11 protein-coding genes are annotated in these 15,848 nt (G+C 39.4%); 2 read left to right on the top strand and 9 right to left on the bottom strand.

Translation table 11 applies throughout. The features are described from left to right. Positions 1-10: 10 nt before the first annotated feature. The 3 genes from HMPREF9455_RS09840 to HMPREF9455_RS09830 form a co-directional block, all read right to left on the bottom strand. Positions 11-1,864, bottom strand: coding sequence for a DNA topoisomerase IV subunit B (locus HMPREF9455_RS09840; RefSeq protein ID WP_006799530.1), 1,854 nt, complete (start codon positions 1,862-1,864; stop codon positions 11-13). 91 nt (positions 1,865-1,955) lie between these two features. Next, on the bottom strand, positions 1,956-3,095 hold the full coding sequence (locus tag HMPREF9455_RS09835) for a hypothetical protein (protein WP_006799529.1): 1,140 nt from the start codon (positions 3,093-3,095) through the stop codon (positions 1,956-1,958). 185 nt (positions 3,096-3,280) lie between these two features. Then, positions 3,281-3,838 (bottom strand): 5-formyltetrahydrofolate cyclo-ligase, encoded by a 558-nt coding sequence (locus HMPREF9455_RS09830; RefSeq protein WP_006799528.1) that lies wholly within the window; start codon positions 3,836-3,838, stop codon positions 3,281-3,283. Positions 3,839-3,985: 147 nt separating this feature from the next. Here HMPREF9455_RS09830 and HMPREF9455_RS09825 point away from each other — a divergent pair, with 147 nt between their 5' ends. Continuing rightward, on the top strand, positions 3,986-5,197 hold the full coding sequence (locus HMPREF9455_RS09825; RefSeq protein ID WP_006799527.1) for a glycosyltransferase family 87 protein: 1,212 nt from the start codon (positions 3,986-3,988) through the stop codon (positions 5,195-5,197). Between the two features lie 39 nt (positions 5,198-5,236). Here the strand turns inward: HMPREF9455_RS09825 and HMPREF9455_RS09820 are convergent, their stop codons facing one another. The 5 genes from HMPREF9455_RS09820 to HMPREF9455_RS09800 all read right to left on the bottom strand — a co-directional run bounded on the left by HMPREF9455_RS09820 (position 5,237) and on the right by HMPREF9455_RS09800 (position 11,726). Further along, on the bottom strand, positions 5,237-6,871 hold the full coding sequence (locus tag HMPREF9455_RS09820) for a S41 family peptidase (RefSeq protein ID WP_006799526.1): 1,635 nt from the start codon (positions 6,869-6,871) through the stop codon (positions 5,237-5,239). Positions 6,872-6,972: 101 nt separating this feature from the next. Beyond that, the gene (locus tag HMPREF9455_RS09815) at positions 6,973-7,416 is read right to left on the bottom strand and encodes a deoxycytidylate deaminase (protein WP_006799525.1); all 444 of its coding nucleotides are present in this window, start codon (positions 7,414-7,416) and stop codon (positions 6,973-6,975) included. Between the two features lie 301 nt (positions 7,417-7,717). Next, positions 7,718-9,871, bottom strand: coding sequence for a S9 family peptidase (locus HMPREF9455_RS09810; RefSeq protein ID WP_006799524.1), 2,154 nt, complete (start codon positions 9,869-9,871; stop codon positions 7,718-7,720). Between the two features lie 277 nt (positions 9,872-10,148). Continuing rightward, a complete protein-coding gene (locus HMPREF9455_RS09805) occupies positions 10,149-11,333 on the bottom strand; it encodes a DUF418 domain-containing protein (protein WP_006799523.1) in 1,185 nt (394 codons plus the stop codon). 135 nt (positions 11,334-11,468) lie between these two features. Next, entirely contained in the window at positions 11,469-11,726 is a 258-nt protein-coding gene (locus tag HMPREF9455_RS09800) for a hypothetical protein (RefSeq protein ID WP_006799522.1), read from the bottom strand. A gap of 812 nt (positions 11,727-12,538) precedes the next feature. Between HMPREF9455_RS09800 and HMPREF9455_RS09795 the strand changes: the two genes are divergently transcribed. Further along, positions 12,539-15,430 carry a PD-(D/E)XK nuclease family protein gene (locus HMPREF9455_RS09795; protein WP_006799521.1) on the top strand — a complete coding sequence of 964 codons (2,892 nt, stop codon included), beginning with the start codon at positions 12,539-12,541 and terminating at the stop codon, positions 15,428-15,430. A gap of 17 nt (positions 15,431-15,447) precedes the next feature. Here the strand turns inward: HMPREF9455_RS09795 and HMPREF9455_RS09790 are convergent, their stop codons facing one another. After that, positions 15,448-15,837 carry a DUF1398 domain-containing protein gene (locus HMPREF9455_RS09790; RefSeq protein ID WP_006799520.1) on the bottom strand — a complete coding sequence of 130 codons (390 nt, stop codon included), beginning with the start codon at positions 15,835-15,837 and terminating at the stop codon, positions 15,448-15,450. Between the last annotated feature and the right edge of the window lie 11 nt (positions 15,838-15,848).

The following is a 15,848-nucleotide window of genomic DNA, read 5'->3' as shown; positions in this document are numbered from 1 at the left end:
TTTAATTTATTTAGTCTTCTTCTATCACAAGATTATCGATAATAAACTCTTGTCTCTCAGGAGTGTTCTTACCCATGTAGAAATTGAGCATATTATTCACTAAGTCTTCTTTCTTCATTGTTACCCGGTCGAGGCGCATATCTTTCCCTATGAAATGTACAAATTCGTCCGGTGATATTTCACCCAGACCTTTAAAGCGGGTTATCTCAGGATTTGCACCCAATTTACTGATGGCAGCAATTCGTTCTTCCTCGGTATAGCAGTAGAATGTCTCTTTCTTGTTGCGCACGCGGAAAAGTGGTGTTTGCAATATATATACGTGATTCTTCTTTATCAAATCCGGAAAGAATTGCAAAAAGAAAGTAAGTATCAGCAAACGGATATGCATACCATCCGTATCAGCATCGGTAGCAACTATTATCTTATTGTAGCGTAGCCCGTCCAGTCCGTCTTCGATATTCAGAGCAGCTTGCAACAGGTTGAATTCTTCATTCTCATATACAATCTTCTTTGTCAATCCGAAACTGTTCAATGGCTTTCCACGAAGGCTGAATACCGCTTGTAGATTCGGATTACGGCTCTTTGTGATAGACCCGCTGGCGGAATCCCCTTCGGTAATAAAAATACTGGTTTCATCCAGATTATCGCCCTTGGTATCGTTATAATGAATGCGACAGTCGCGCAATTTTTTATTATGCAGATTGGCTTTTTTTGCACGTTCACGGGCCAGCTTAGTTACCCCTGCGATAGCCTTACGTTCTTTCTCCGAGTCAAGAATCTTTTTAAGTAACGTCTCCGATACATCGGAATGTTTATGCAGGTAGTTATCCAATTCCTTTTTGAGGAAGTCCCCGATAAATTTCTGTACAGAAGGCCCACCCGGTCCCATATCTTTTGATCCCAGCTTCGTTTTGGTCTGGGATTCGAATACTGGTTCTTCAACCTTTATACTGATAGCCGCTACAATACCGCTACGGATATCAGCATAATCGAAATTCTTATTATAGTATTCTTTGACTACACGGGATAATGATTCACGGAATGCAGACTGATGTGTTCCTCCCTGTGTGGTATGTTGTCCGTTTACGAACGAATAATATTCTTCCCCGTATTGGTCGGTATGGGTAATAACGACTTCTATATCTTCATCCTTCAAATGAATGATGGGATACAGTGCTTCGGAGGTCATGTTCTCATTCAGGAGATCTACCAGCCCGTTTTTGGAAAAGAATTTCTTACCATTATAAATTATGGTAAGTCCGGTATTAAGGAATACATAGTTCTTGAGAAGGCTCTCTACATAATCGTCTCTGAAATTATAATTTGTAAAAATCGTATTATCAGGAATAAACTCAATTAATGTACCGTTTTCTTCTGTTGTATCGTGTATTTTATCCTCTTTGGTTACAATCGCTTTGCTGTATTCAACAGATGTTGTTTGTCTATCGCGAAAGCTCTGAATCTGGAAAAATGAAGAAAGTGCATTTACGGCCTTTATACCTACCCCATTCAGTCCTACCGACTTTTTAAAAGCCTTAGAGTCATATTTGGCTCCGGTATTCATTTTCGATGATACATCTTTCACTTTACCCAATGGGACTCCACGTCCGTGGTCACGCACTCTGACAACACCTTCTTCGATAGCAACATCGATAGTCTTGCCATAGCCCATCATGTATTCATCAATAGAGTTATCCAGTACTTCCTTCAGTAGTACATAGATACCATCATCGGCAGACGAGCCGTCGCCCAACTTACCAATATACATCCCCGGACGGCGGCGGATATGTTCCTGCCAGTCGAGGGTTTTAATATCATCATCGGAATAATTAACTTCGGGTAATTCGATCTTCTCTTCTTCCATAAACTTTTTAAAAATCTCTAGTAATGAAAAACGCAGTGTAAAATTATAAAAAATTCTTCGGAAGAAAAAGTTAAAGTGGCACCCCTCATCCTCAATTTAGATGTTTTATATAAGCCCGGCGCATCTTATGATTCTCAGCATTAAAGCCGTCCCATAATGAGGCTACTTTATTATTCATTTCCAGTTCAGGATTGGATTCGGCGAATTGAAAACCACATTTGTATGCCGACGGTATAAAGTCATTAAATATAATCGCGTTTACTCCTTTCCCCTGATATTCAGGAGCAATTCCTATCAAGAGGAGGTCTATAACCGGATTCTTTTTGCTCTTCAGATCTTTCAGCAGGTGGTACCATCCGAAAGGGAATAGTTTTCCACGCGACTTAATTAATCCTCTGGATAAACTTGGCATTCCTATACCAAAGCCTACAACTTCATCCGTTTCTTCTTTTATAATTATAGATACAATATCCCAACGTAAAAGAGGTACGTACATTTTTACATAATGATCTATCTGCTTCTGGGTTAAAGGAGCAAAGCCATACAGGGGTTTATAGGCCTCGTTCATCAACTTGAACAATCTGTCTACATATGGGGCGATTTGCTTCAGATTCTTAAATTTAAGAACTTTCAAACCATAACGTGTGGCTACCATATTGGCTATTCGCTGATGCCTTTCAGGTACTGCATCAGGCACAGGAATCCTGTATTCATTCCAGTCCGCTTCTTTCTCGAAGCCCAATCGCTCAAGTTGTGTCACATAATATGGATAACTATATTTAGTGGCCATAGTACTCACCTGATCAAACCCTTTTATAAGCATACCTTCGGGATCGAGATCGGTAAATCCCATAGGACCTACTATGGCATCCATACCCTTATCTTTTACCCATTTTATCGCTGCTGCGAATAAAGCATCTACGACCTCATTATCATCTATAAAATCGGCAAGACTGAAACGCGCGTGCTTTTCGTTCCATACTTCATTGGCTTTATGATTGATGATCGCCGCAATCCTACCCACAATCTTATTCTCCTTATAGGCCAGGAACATCTGCATTTCGCAAAAGTCAAATGCCGGATTTTTCTTTGTGTTCAGGGTATCCAACTCGTCCAATATCAGGGAAGGCACATAATACGGACAATCTTTATATAATTTTATAGGGAATTTCACAAAGGCCTTCTTGAGTGCCTTGTCGTCTTCTTTTACTTCTCTAATTACTATAGACATACTTCAATTTCTGATTCTAAGGTCTCAGACCTATTTATTGCTTTGGTAAGTATAACAACTAATGTAAATTATCACTCGAAAGTATATTGTTAAATATCTTCCGTTCTTATTTGGGCGTAAAGATAATATTTTATATGATGAGTTATAAATTATAAATTATGAATTAGCTTCTGTTAACTGACACCTCACCAAATCAACTCATTCTCAGATACAATATAATCCATTTTTACATCATTTCTGTCTGCCGGTATTTCATCGAACAGCTGGAATTCGAAGCATATTCCCAACTTAGGCACTTTTACTTTGGGTAAAAAACGATCGTAATAAGCTTTTCCTCTGCCCAGACGATTCATTTTCCGATCAAATGCCACCCCGGGAATTATTATCAGGTCAACCTTTTTATAATCGGTGTAATTTTCACCCACAGGCTCCATAATGCCAAATGCCGATTGCTGAAAACAGGTGTTGGATGTGCATCTCCTGAAAACCATTTCATCTTTTTCAATCACCGGGAGATAAAAATCTTTCTCCGAGCTCCATTTACGGATAAAATCGAAGGTTTGCACCTCGTCTTCCAGACTATTATATATAAATATCGTTTTCGATTCCTGAAATATTCCGGTTAATTCAAGAACTGATAATACTTCCAGTGAACGATAATGAAGTTCATCAGATGTACATTTTTTTTTGAGTATGGAAATCTCTTTTCGTAATTTATCTTTCGCTTGTTGTATATTACTCATCCTTTTTAGACTATTGAAGCTGAAAAATAATATATCATAATTCAGCTTGATATAGAAATATCAGACAAAAATACATTTCTTCAGTAATATTATCCTATTTTTGATGCTGAAAATAAGAAATATCCTAAAAAACAACGAATAATAGCAATGAATTCCGTTTTCAAGTTCTTTCAGAAACCGATTTTCTATGATAAGCGTCTGATATTTATCTTATGGATTGGTGCTGCTTTGGTCGCAGGGCTGGGACATCTGAACAAAGCCAATAATTACCAGATATTCAAGTATGTATTCTATCATACAATCGAGCAGGTGAACCTGTACGCCGAATATCCTGATAAATATTTTGATTCGAACCATTACGGACCATTATTCAGTATTGTAATAGCGCCCTTTGCCCTACTGCCTGATTTCCTCGGAATACCTTTGTGGGAAATGTTAATTGCGGCTACATTACTAGTCGCGATCTATAAACTTCCGATGTCGTGGAAAGGCAAAGTTATCATCTATTGGATTGCCATACTCGAGGTATATCTGAATGCGACTAACAGTCAGACTAATACGCTTATAGCTGCGTTGATAATCGGATCTTTCATTTGCATCAAGTCGGAAAAGGACTTTTGGGCAGCCTGTTTTATTATGCTGGGACTATTTATAAAACTGTATGGTATTGTAGGATTGGCATTCTTCTTTTTCTCAAAACATAAGCCAAAACTTATCGGATATTTATTCTTATGGGGGATCATTTTCTTCATTTTGCCAATGATCATATCTTCACCCCAGTTTATAGTACAAAGCTATGCCGACTGGTACGAATCGCTGATGTTGAAGAATACATTAAATGCCGGCTCCGTTTATCAGAATATATCGGCAATAGGTTTGGTGCAACGAGTTTCAGGGCTAACATTTTCAAATCTGATTATTCTGATTCCCGCCGTCATTTTGTTTGCTTTACAATATATACCGGTAAAGGAATACAGAAACCCGGTTTATCAATACGGCCTTTTAGCTTCTACACTTATCTTTATCGTCTTATTCAGTACCGGCTCCGAAAACAGCACTTACATCATAGCTGTAACCGGGGTTGCGATTTGGTTTCTGATACAGAAGAAGCCCCTGAATAAATACCTGCTTGCCTTATTTGTATTCACTCTGTTTTTAACTCTTTTCGCTAATTCGGACATAATTCCGGCCTTTATCAGGAGGGAGATTATAAGGCCATATTCACTAAAAGCTCTCCCGAGCCTGTTGGTATGGTTCGTGTTGGTTTATCAGCTTGTAACATTCCGGAGAGCATCCGGGAAAGCATTATCAAGCGGGTATCTGACAGCAAATGAAACAGAGAAACGAATGAACCCATAAAAAAAGCATGAGTTAATATCTCATGCTTCTCTTATTATTCTATTTATATTGCTCGTTCTTTATTGCTTCGGGAGTTGCCTTATTTGCTTTGAGCAGTTTTATAGCTTCCTTCATTATCAGGTCGTCTTTCTGTGCTACCGGATAGTATGCATCTTCTCCGAAGATGTTCCGCAGGATAATTGCTTCCATTTGTGCTTGCAGCAGCCTTCTGGATTCTTCGATCAGGTATGGCTGGCGACGTATTCCTTTATTATATGCATACTCTACCAGATAATCTACAATTGGTTGCGCAGCCAGGTATTTATGAGCCTCCTGCCATGTCTTATACCCTTTCAACTTATCCCTGTTCTTGGCTGAATAAACAAAAGAGTATTCCCGCATCATACCGCTGTTAGCCACTTTCAGATAATAAGAGTTGATTCCTACCGTATCGCGGGGGACAAATACATCGGCCAATATACCGTCATCACCATATACAGGACGTCCCGCTAAAGTATGGAACAATGGAAGGTTATCGAGTTTTATACTGTCCCTGTTCGAGAATTCTCCTCTGTTGTACCTGTTTAGTATATCCATATCATAGTCCGTACGATCACCTTTTTTATATGCTTTTTGGATACATCTTCCAGAAGGAGTATGATAACGGGCGATAGTCAATTGTAAAGCCGACCCGTCTTTAAACATAAACCTGTTTTGTACAAGGCCTTTTCCGAATGAGCGGCGACCGACAATCAGGCCTCTGTCGTTATCCTGCATGGCTCCGGCAAAGATCTCACTGGCAGAAGCGCTTCCTTCGTCAATAAGAACGATCAGCTGGTTATCCTTGCATGTGCCCGAACCATCGGCAAATACATTTTCGCGGGGATAAGCACGGCCTTCGGTATAGACAATCATATTTCCGTTTGCAAGGAATTCATTCGTCATCATTATTGCCGCACCCATATAGCCACCTGTATTCTGTTGGAGATCTACAATGAATGATTCACATCCCAGACTTTTCAGTTTTGCAATAGCCGTAATGAATTCATTGTAAGTAGTACTACCAAATTTCGTAACTTTGATATATCCTATTTTATCATCTATCATGTATGATACCGGAACTGTCTTTACAGGTACATCGGCGCGAGTAACTTCAAATTCGATGAGGTCGGGGCTTGTATCCCTTTTTATCTTTATCTTAACTTTGGTATCTTTCTTTCCTCGTAATGTTTTGAATACCTTCTCTTCGCTAAGTCCTTTTCCTACAAAAAGGCTATCGTTGACATATACCAGCCTGTCGCCGGGAATAATGCCTACTGCCTCAGATGGCCCTCCTGGTATAACGTTCACGATGTTTACCGTATCGTTCTTGATAAGGAATTCTACTCCAACCCCGCTGAAGTGACCTTCCAGTTCATCGCCGCTATATGCCATATTTTCTGCCGAAATGTATACAGAGTGGGGGTCTAGTCCGGCCAAAATCGTAGGAATAGCATCTTCCACCAATTCATTTACGTTGACAGTATCTACATACGACTTATTTACATATTCAAATATAGTCTCCAGCTTATTGCTACCTCCGAATATTTTCCGTACAGGGGTAAACACAGAAAATAAATTACCAATGAGAATCCCTACAGCGATACTCAATGCGATGCACAAAGGCAGCCAAATATATATCCTTTTACTTTTCATTTATTCTATGACTCTATTAAGGTCTCAGACCTGTTTATTATTTTTATATCTGCAACAGCAATAGCCGACCATGACTAAACAATGTTGCATTAAATGCTTTTTTAGTGATTCTTTTCCGTTTCGTCCATTTCGATAAGAACAACTTCAATTCCGGCACGCTCCAGTAATGCCGCACCGTCACTGCGCCGGTATTTTTGGTTGTAAACAACGCGTTTGATACCTGCCTGGATAATTAATTTAGCACATTCGATACAGGGAGATGTCGTTACATACATCGTTGCACCCATACTGCTATTATGTGAGCATGCTACTTTGGTTATGGCATTGGCCTCGGCATGTAGAACATACGGCTTGGTCTCATTGTTCTCATCTTCGCAGATATTTTCAAAACCGGCCGGAGTACCGTTATATCCATCCGATATAATCATTTTATCCTTAACAATTAATGCCCCGACTTTTCTGCGTACGCAATATGAATTTTCAGCCCAGATAGCCGCCATTCTCATATAACGTTCATCCAGCAACTGTTGTTTGTTTTTAGTCATATATTTCACCTCATTTTCGAAGCACAAAGATAATGAAAAGTTCACGATATGTTATTATAAGCGTGTTTTTTATCAGAAATTCATATCCGATAAAACGATGGTTCTAAGTTGTTCATTTTTCTGCATTAAGACATGTAAATTATGATACGGTATGCAGCTAAGAATATGTTTTATATCAATCAGGAATTAAAATGATTTTGTTCGTATGTCGAATGTTTGGGCTTAGCGAAGCTGTATGAGTAAACAAAAAAGCAGGAGTCTAATAAAACTCCTGCTTTTATACTATCTTAAAAAGTTATTATTACATATTTGTTTTCAAAAACTTAATTACTTTCTCATACAGATAAGTACGGTTAGCCGCACCCCGTATCGAATGGTCCTTGTCTGTAAATACAAACATATCGAATTGCTTGTTTGCTTTTACCAGAGCAGCCGCATAATCCATAGTATTCTGGAAATGTACATTATCATCTGCCGAACCGTGTATCAATAATAGATTTCCTTCCAGCTTATTTGCAAAATTGACAGGCGAACCGGCTTCATATCCGGTATTGTTCTGCTGAGGTGTACGCATAAAACGTTCAGTATAAACCGAGTCATAGAAGCGCCAGTCGGTTACAGGTGCAATTGCCACTCCGGCTTTAAATGTGCCGTTACCGTGGCTCATACTCATCAGTACATTATATCCTCCGTAACTCCATCCCCAGATTGCCATTTTGCTGCCGTCGATATATGGAAGTGTGGCAAAGTATTTAGCGGCAGCCACCTGGTCGTCCGATTCATAAATACCCAGATTCATATAGGTACATTTGCGGAATTCTTCACCTCTGGCTCCTGTGCCGCGTCCGTCCACACAGGCTACTATAAAGCCCTGAGTGGTCAGGTAATCAGTCCAGTCCATACCATAACGATCCTGTACCTGCTGCGAGTCCGGCCCGCTATATTGTACCATAACCAGCGGATATTTACGGGATGGATTAAAGTCGGCAGGTTTCATTATATATGCGTTCAAATCCCTGCCATCAGCCGATTTTACAGTTATAAACTCTTTCTTGGGAAGAGTCATCGATGCCAGAGTCTTGCTTAGGGCGGCATTATCCTCGAGTACCCGAAGTTCTTTGCCTGTGGCGTCATGCACAGTGGTTATCTTAGGTGTAGATGCGTTGGAATAGCTGTTGATATAATATTTACCGTTTTCACTGAATGTCGCTTCGTTTGTGCCTTGTTTAGCCGATAGCTTTGTTTTGATGCCTTTCACCATATCTACTTTATAAATGGCTCGTTGCAAGGGACTTTCTTCCGCAGCTTCGTAAAATACAGCTTTTGTAACAGGGTCTACGGCAAGCAGGCCGGTTACATCGTAATTGCCAGAAGTCAGTTGTTTCTGCATTACACCTGTATTGTCGTACAGATAGATATGGGCGTAGCCGCTTCTTTCGCTGACATATGTAAACTGATTTCCAAAGAAGTGTATTGTATTCAACGATTGGGAATCTACATAACGGCTATTCACTTCGTTCAGTACCGAGCGGGGAACGGCAGAACGGGCGTTGGTGAAGAACATCTCAAATTTATTCTGGTCACGGTTCAGAGTCATAATAGCCAGTTCGTCACCCGTAGGAAGAAATTCTATACGCGGGATGTACTCCGTACTTTCAGGAATATTCATTTTGCGGATAGTCTTGGCATCTATATCGAACACATTACATGTTACCTTTGAGTTTTGTTCTCCTGCTTTCGGATATTTGAATGTAAACAGCGATGGGTACAACTGATTGCCATACATCTGCATAGAATATTGCGGTACGGCGGTTTCATCGAAACGGACAAAAGCCAATAAGCCTCCGTCGGCCGAAAAATCCATCAGTCTGGTAGTTCCGAATTCTTCTTCGTATACCCAATCGGTACCTCCGTTGATAATTTTATTTATTTCACCGTCTTTGGTTACCTGCGATTCCGTATCGTAATCGAATTTAGCCAGCCAGATATTATTGTCTATCACATAAGCAAGCATACGTCCGTCGCGGGAGAATACCGGGACAGATTGTTTGCTTTTGTTTTCGGTCAGTTTGCGCACCAGATTGCGGCGCACATCATAGTAATAATAATTTGCTTTGAAAGAATGGCGGTATATGGACTCGGAATCATTGTATACGACCAATCGTTTTTCGTCAGGGCTTATGAGAAAACCCTGAAATGAGTCGAATGTACAATCCCTGGCTTTTTTTACATTAAAAATCGTATCGGTAGGCAATCCTGTTTTATACGAATATTTGATAATCATTTTATTGTCCCTGTCGGCCTGAAAATATGATTCTCCGTCAGCTGACGATGTTACAGGTTGTACGCCACGCGCGTAATATTTTCCTGCATTAATATCCCTGAGGTCTAAACGTTGCGCATGGGCTGAAGTAAAGAGTAAGCCTGCAAGCAGCAATCCAAAAATATTTTTCATTCTTTTTGTATTTTTATTTATTGCAAATATACCGATTTTTGTAAGAGTGGTATTTAGAGCCTGTTTAAATTTTCCACGAATATTTTTCTATGAGTATTTTTCAGTTTTTCTTCGTTCATTTTTAGTCTCTTTTTGTCCGATTTACCCTTTTGTTCAACTCTAATAGCTCGCTATTATCGTTTTTCAAAAGAATAAATCAGCCTGAAAATAGTCCTAAAAATGGAAACGAGCAAAATTTAAACAGGTTCTTATTTACGTCTAAAGAATCTTTAATGGGTTATTTACTTCCAATCCATGTGAGCTTATGCCACAATCTTTCCAGCGGACCTTGCCTGTGGCTTTTTAGCCACCATTTACACAATTGTACTTGTAAGAAGAAAGTTACCAATCCTATAAGCAGGCTTAATGCATATCCGCAATAAGGGGCAAGGTAAAGTCCGATAGGAAAATAAATCAAAGCTCCGGTAATAGATTGTGTGATATAATTGGAAAGACTCATTTTTCCGTATAGACGCAGGTTTGAAACCTTATTCCGGAATTTTTCCTTTTGATATAGCAGTACAAATGAGGATACCAGTACAAAAGTGAACGCAAGCTTTTGCCACATATCCAATAATACAGCTATGCTCTGTTTTATTATCGCGTTGTCGCTGGCCGACAATTCCACCCAAAGCTGATACAGCGGGGCGAATAGAATAGCTGAAATAATTAGTGTCTTAATCCAGAATTTAATATTGCTATCGGATGAGATAAACAGTTTTTTTCTTCCGATAAGGAATCCGAGCAGAAAAAGTCCTGCGGTTTGCAGGAAGCGCCCTGCACCTATGGCCCAGAAAAGGCTAGCTTTTTGTCCGAGTGTGATGTTTCCCCAAAGGAATTCACCCCAGTTGCCGCTTTTTGTATATTCTGCCACTTCTCCGTACATCTTGCCTACTCCGAGATCGGGCAGTGTATATGCCGGATTGAGCAGGCTGGCGATATAATGGAACACCTCGATGGGCTGGCATAGAAAAATAATAGCAGTGATCAGTATAGCTTTTTCGCTCCAGTTGCGGACAATGAAAAGGAAAATACCGACTATGGAAAATAATAATAAAACATCTCCGGCAGGAAAGAATGCGGCGTTTAACGTGGCAAAGGCTGTCAGCAGTAGCAATCGCCAAAGAAAGCGATATCCGAAATCCTTACCTTTGGCCTGTTGGTTTACCAATTGGATGTAGAATGTAAAGCCAAACAGCAAAGCAAAGATGGCGTATGATTTGCCTGCAAAAAGAGTAAATATTATACTGAAAACAGCTTTATCCAGAATATTCAGCCATTCGGGTTGCGATAGAGGATCGGGATATACAGGAAAAATGAAATGCTCAAGGCTGTGTACAAGTAAGATTGCCATAACAGCAAATCCACGGAGAGCATCAACAACTTCTATACGGGGCATTTTCGATAAAGGAGATTGTTCCATAATTGTTTTCTGGTATTATATTGTAATTTAGTGCATAAAAATACACTAAATTGCTTATAGAATCATATTCCTGAAATAAAAAAGAACCGGCTTTCGCCGATTCTTTTATGTTTTTTAAACAAAAACGAGTTTGCTTTATTCTTTTTCTTTATACCATTTATACAAACTTCCGTCTACAAACTGGAAATACCATTCATTCTTGAATTTGTCTTTGTACATGATAGTTTGGTTGTTATTGTCTTTCTGTTCAACCACAGTGTATTTGTCACCCATCAATGTCACAATTTGCTGGGGAGTCATACCCAACTGAACTTGTTTGAGCTGAGTGTTGTAAGCAGTACCGCATGCTGTAAGCATTGCCGCTGCAAATAAAACGAAAAGAAGTTTTTTCATAATTGATATAGTTTGTATTTATTTTACTTGATAAACAACCATTCACGGGTATAAGTTCACCGAAACATTTTCAGAGACAAAATTACATTAAAAACCGATAGCTCGGTTGTTTTTTCAATTAAGTTAGAAACGGAATTATAAAGGATTTATTGTTAAAGGCTCTAAATAACTGTCAGGAAATTTCTCAACAGACTTAAAAAATAATTATCTATATAATTAGAGCTGATAGCCGTTGGCTGTTAGCTGATAGTTCTTTGAAGTATTGGGATAAGTAGTAAGTTTTAGGTACTAAGTTGAAAGTTATATGAGATACGAGTAAACAAGACACGAGATACAAGTTGCTAACTGACGACTGTTCACTGGTGAGAGTCTTCGCTCTGCTCAGCAAGCTAATTCTTAATTGTTTTCCGTGTTACCTCTGTTACTTTTTATTTTTAAACACGGAGTAAAAGGAGTAACACGGAGTTTTTAGAAGAAAAAGTGACAATAAAAATTGTGTGAAAAGTCGTCAGGTTTGTCAGGTTTTGTACATAAGCTATCGGCTAAAAGCTATCAGCTAATAGCTAAAAATGTGTTTCCTTTGTTACCTTTTAACTATATATAGTTAATGAAAGTAAAAGAAACAAGATAAAAATAGCAAAAAAGTGTCAGATATGTCAGGTTTTAACATTGTATAGTCAATAAATGTATATTCGATCAATAGTTACAACTCCTAAATTTCGTATTTGCTAATTTAATTGGTACATCGGCATATTAGATAATTAGCACATTAATTTTACCTTTGTATTACTCATAAAAACAGAGCCGATTAAATGATTCCATTTCTATATAATGTCGCTCAGGCATACTATAAGTCTTACGGTCAGGATATAAGCCGTTATACGTTTGTATTTCCTAACCGCAGGGCAGGGATATTTTTTCAGCACTATTTGTCACAAATAGCCGGACGCCCGATTTTTTCTCCCGAAATACTGACTGTTACCGACCTTTTCGAAAAATTGAGTCCTTATAAGAAAGCCGACCGGATCGAGATGCTTTTCTTATTGTATGATATCTATATACGGGTAAGTTCGTCAACGGAGACTTTCGATGAGTTCCTCTATTGGGGTGAAATGCTGTTGAATGACTTTGACGATGTGGATAAATATCTGGTAGATGCACAGCAACTATTTCGTAATATACATGACCTGAAAGAGATCGATGCCGGGTTCGATTATCTTACCGAAAGCCAGATAGAAGCTATCCGCCGCTTTTGGTCCAATTTTCTTCCAATAGGGGAGAATGATAAGAAAAAGGACTTTTTGGAAATGTGGGAGGTACTTTTCCAATTGTACACATCTTTGCGTGAGCAGCTCCATAACAAGGGTATGGCATATGAAGGAATGATTTTCCGTGATGTGACCGAGCGCTTGGCGAATAATATAGATTATAAGCTTCCTTTCGAAAAAGTAATCTTTGTGGGGTTGAATGGGCACAGTAAATCGGAAGAAACACTTTTGAAATATTTGCACAAACGAAAAATCGCTGATTTTTACTGGGATTATTCCTCTCCATTGGTTCGTGACCCGCAAAACAAAGCCTCATTCTTTATAGACAGGAATAAGATGCTTTTCCCTACACAGCTGACTTTAGAGCCGGAAGAATTGAGTCTGGATCTGCCTGTAGTTGAGGTGATAGGTATTCCTTCGGCTGTAGGACAGGCTAAATATGTGCATACTATCATCAAGTCATTGATGGATGAGCAACAGATTACTTCGTCTACTCAAGCGATGAATACAGCTTTGGTGTTGCCTGACGAAAACCTGCTGCTGCCGGCATTATATTCCATCCCCGGAGAGATAGATAAGATCAATGTAACAATGGGCTACAGCCTCGGCAATAGTTCTATTTCGGGATTGATGGAGCATGTGTTTGAATTGCAGCGTAATATACGCAGATCGGAAAATTATACGGGGTTTTATTACAAGCCGGTGCTGGCGATACTCAACCACCGCTATATAACCAATGTGGCAAGTGACGAAGCCAAAGTGTTGCGGACAAATATTATCCAATATAATAAAACAACGGTTTCATCCCAGGACTTACAGAGTCACCCTCTTTTCCAACTCATTTTCAGGCCAGTGTTCAACTGGCAGGATATACCTTACTATTTACAGTCGATACTATCGACATTAAATACAACATTATCCGTGAATGAGAAAAACGAAGAAAAAGATGAGGATATAAATGCACGTTCTATCGATATCGAATGCGAATTTATTGTAGAGTATTATAAGACGATAAACAAGATGGACGAAGCTCTTAGAAATGTTTTGCCCGAAATGTCGGTAGATACTTATTTCAAACTGTTGCGGAAACTGATTGTCGGTATTAGTGTGCCTTTCAGGGGGGAGCCTCTGTCGGGCTTGCAGATAATGGGCGTATTGGAGACACGCGCCCTCGATTTCGATAACCTGATTATCCTGTCGATGAATGAAGGTATATTTCCGTTGAAGAAGGCCGCCAGTTCGTTCATCCCATATAATTTGCGTAAAGGTTTCGACCTGCCTACATATGAGCATCAGGACAGTATCTTTTCCTATCATTTTTACAGGATGATAAACAGGGCAAAGCGTATTTATCTGCTTTATGATACCCGTACCGAAGGTTTGCAGACTGGTGAAGTCAGTCGCTACTATAACCAGATAAAGCATTTATATAACGACTCATTCGATATCCGTGAGAAACTTGCTGTATATAAAGTGTCGTCTACCGAAAGCCTTGCCATTTCAATACAGAAAACGCCCCAGATAATGGAAAAGATGAATGTTTTTCTGCAAGGCGGGGATAAACGATTGTCGGCCAGTTCTATTAATACATACCTGAATTGCCCGTTACAATTCTATTTTTCCGTAGTGGAGAATATGGAAGAAGAGGACGAGATCGCGGAAACTATTGAAGCCAGTACATTCGGAACTATATTTCACTCTATCATGGAATGGTTGTACGAGCCGTTTAAAGGCAAAATGATAACAGCCGATTTGCTTCACAATATCAGTAAAAACAATAAGTTGCTGACAGAAATGATAGAACGGTCGTTTGCCGAAAACTATTTTAAGAGTGAAAAAGTAAAACGGCTGACAGGTCAGAACTATCTGACAGGTGAAGTTTTACGCAAATATATCAGACAGGTGCTGGCCACTGACGCTAAGCTTACGCCTTTCATTTATATAGACTCGGAAGAGCGCATTAAAAAAGATTATCCCCTGCCTTCGGGTAAAGTAGTCTCGCTGAAAGGCATTATCGACCGTGTGGATGAGGTGAGTGGTCATACCCGTATTATCGACTACAAGACGGGAAAAGGTGTGCTTCGCTATAAGGAAATGAAGGATTTGTTCGACAAAGAGATGAAAGATCGTCCGAAGGCTGTTATGCAGGTGTTCATGTACTCACACCTGTATATGCTCGACCACCCCGATAAAATACTGGAACCGGGGATTTATTACTTACGAAATCTTTTCGATACTAAGTTCGACCCTGATGTGATCAGTAAGTCGGGTAGGGGAGACGGTCGTATCACCGATTTTTCGGAATACAGGCCGGAATTTACAGGATATTTTGATGCCTGCCTAGAAGAGATATTCGATCCTCAGGTGCCGTTTGGTCAGACGCCGACAGGCGAGGCATGCAAATGGTGTATATTTACGAATATATGCAAGAAGTAGGATTATAGGTACTTCTTTTATATTGGTATTTTTTCTTCCAGAACAGAGTTTCCGGGTTTATTATAATAAGTGCACGTTTTAGCTAGTATATCTACTGTCCATTTGGCTATTCCTGCTTCTGCTGAATCCCTGCAAAAAGTCAAATAGTCAGTTTTTCCTTGCTGATGGGCTTTTAAATGATATTTGAATTTTTCACTAAGTGTTTCAGGTGAAATATGCAAATCTGTATACTCGTCATTCGACACAATGGTATAATCATCTTTTCCGATATATTCAGCATGTCCGTCATAGACATAAATACTATATCTTAAAACTCCGAGGGATAATAATTCTTTGACGTATTGCGGAAAATCAGCGCCGCTTTTCACTTTTGAATGGGCTTCCTTTATTTGGGCTAATGTGAACATAGTATCCGGTT

The organism is Dysgonomonas gadei ATCC BAA-286, from assembly GCF_000213555.1.
Classification (GTDB): Bacteria; Bacteroidota; Bacteroidia; order Bacteroidales; family Dysgonomonadaceae; genus Dysgonomonas; species Dysgonomonas gadei.
This window is presented reverse-complemented; position numbering and strand designations above follow the sequence as displayed.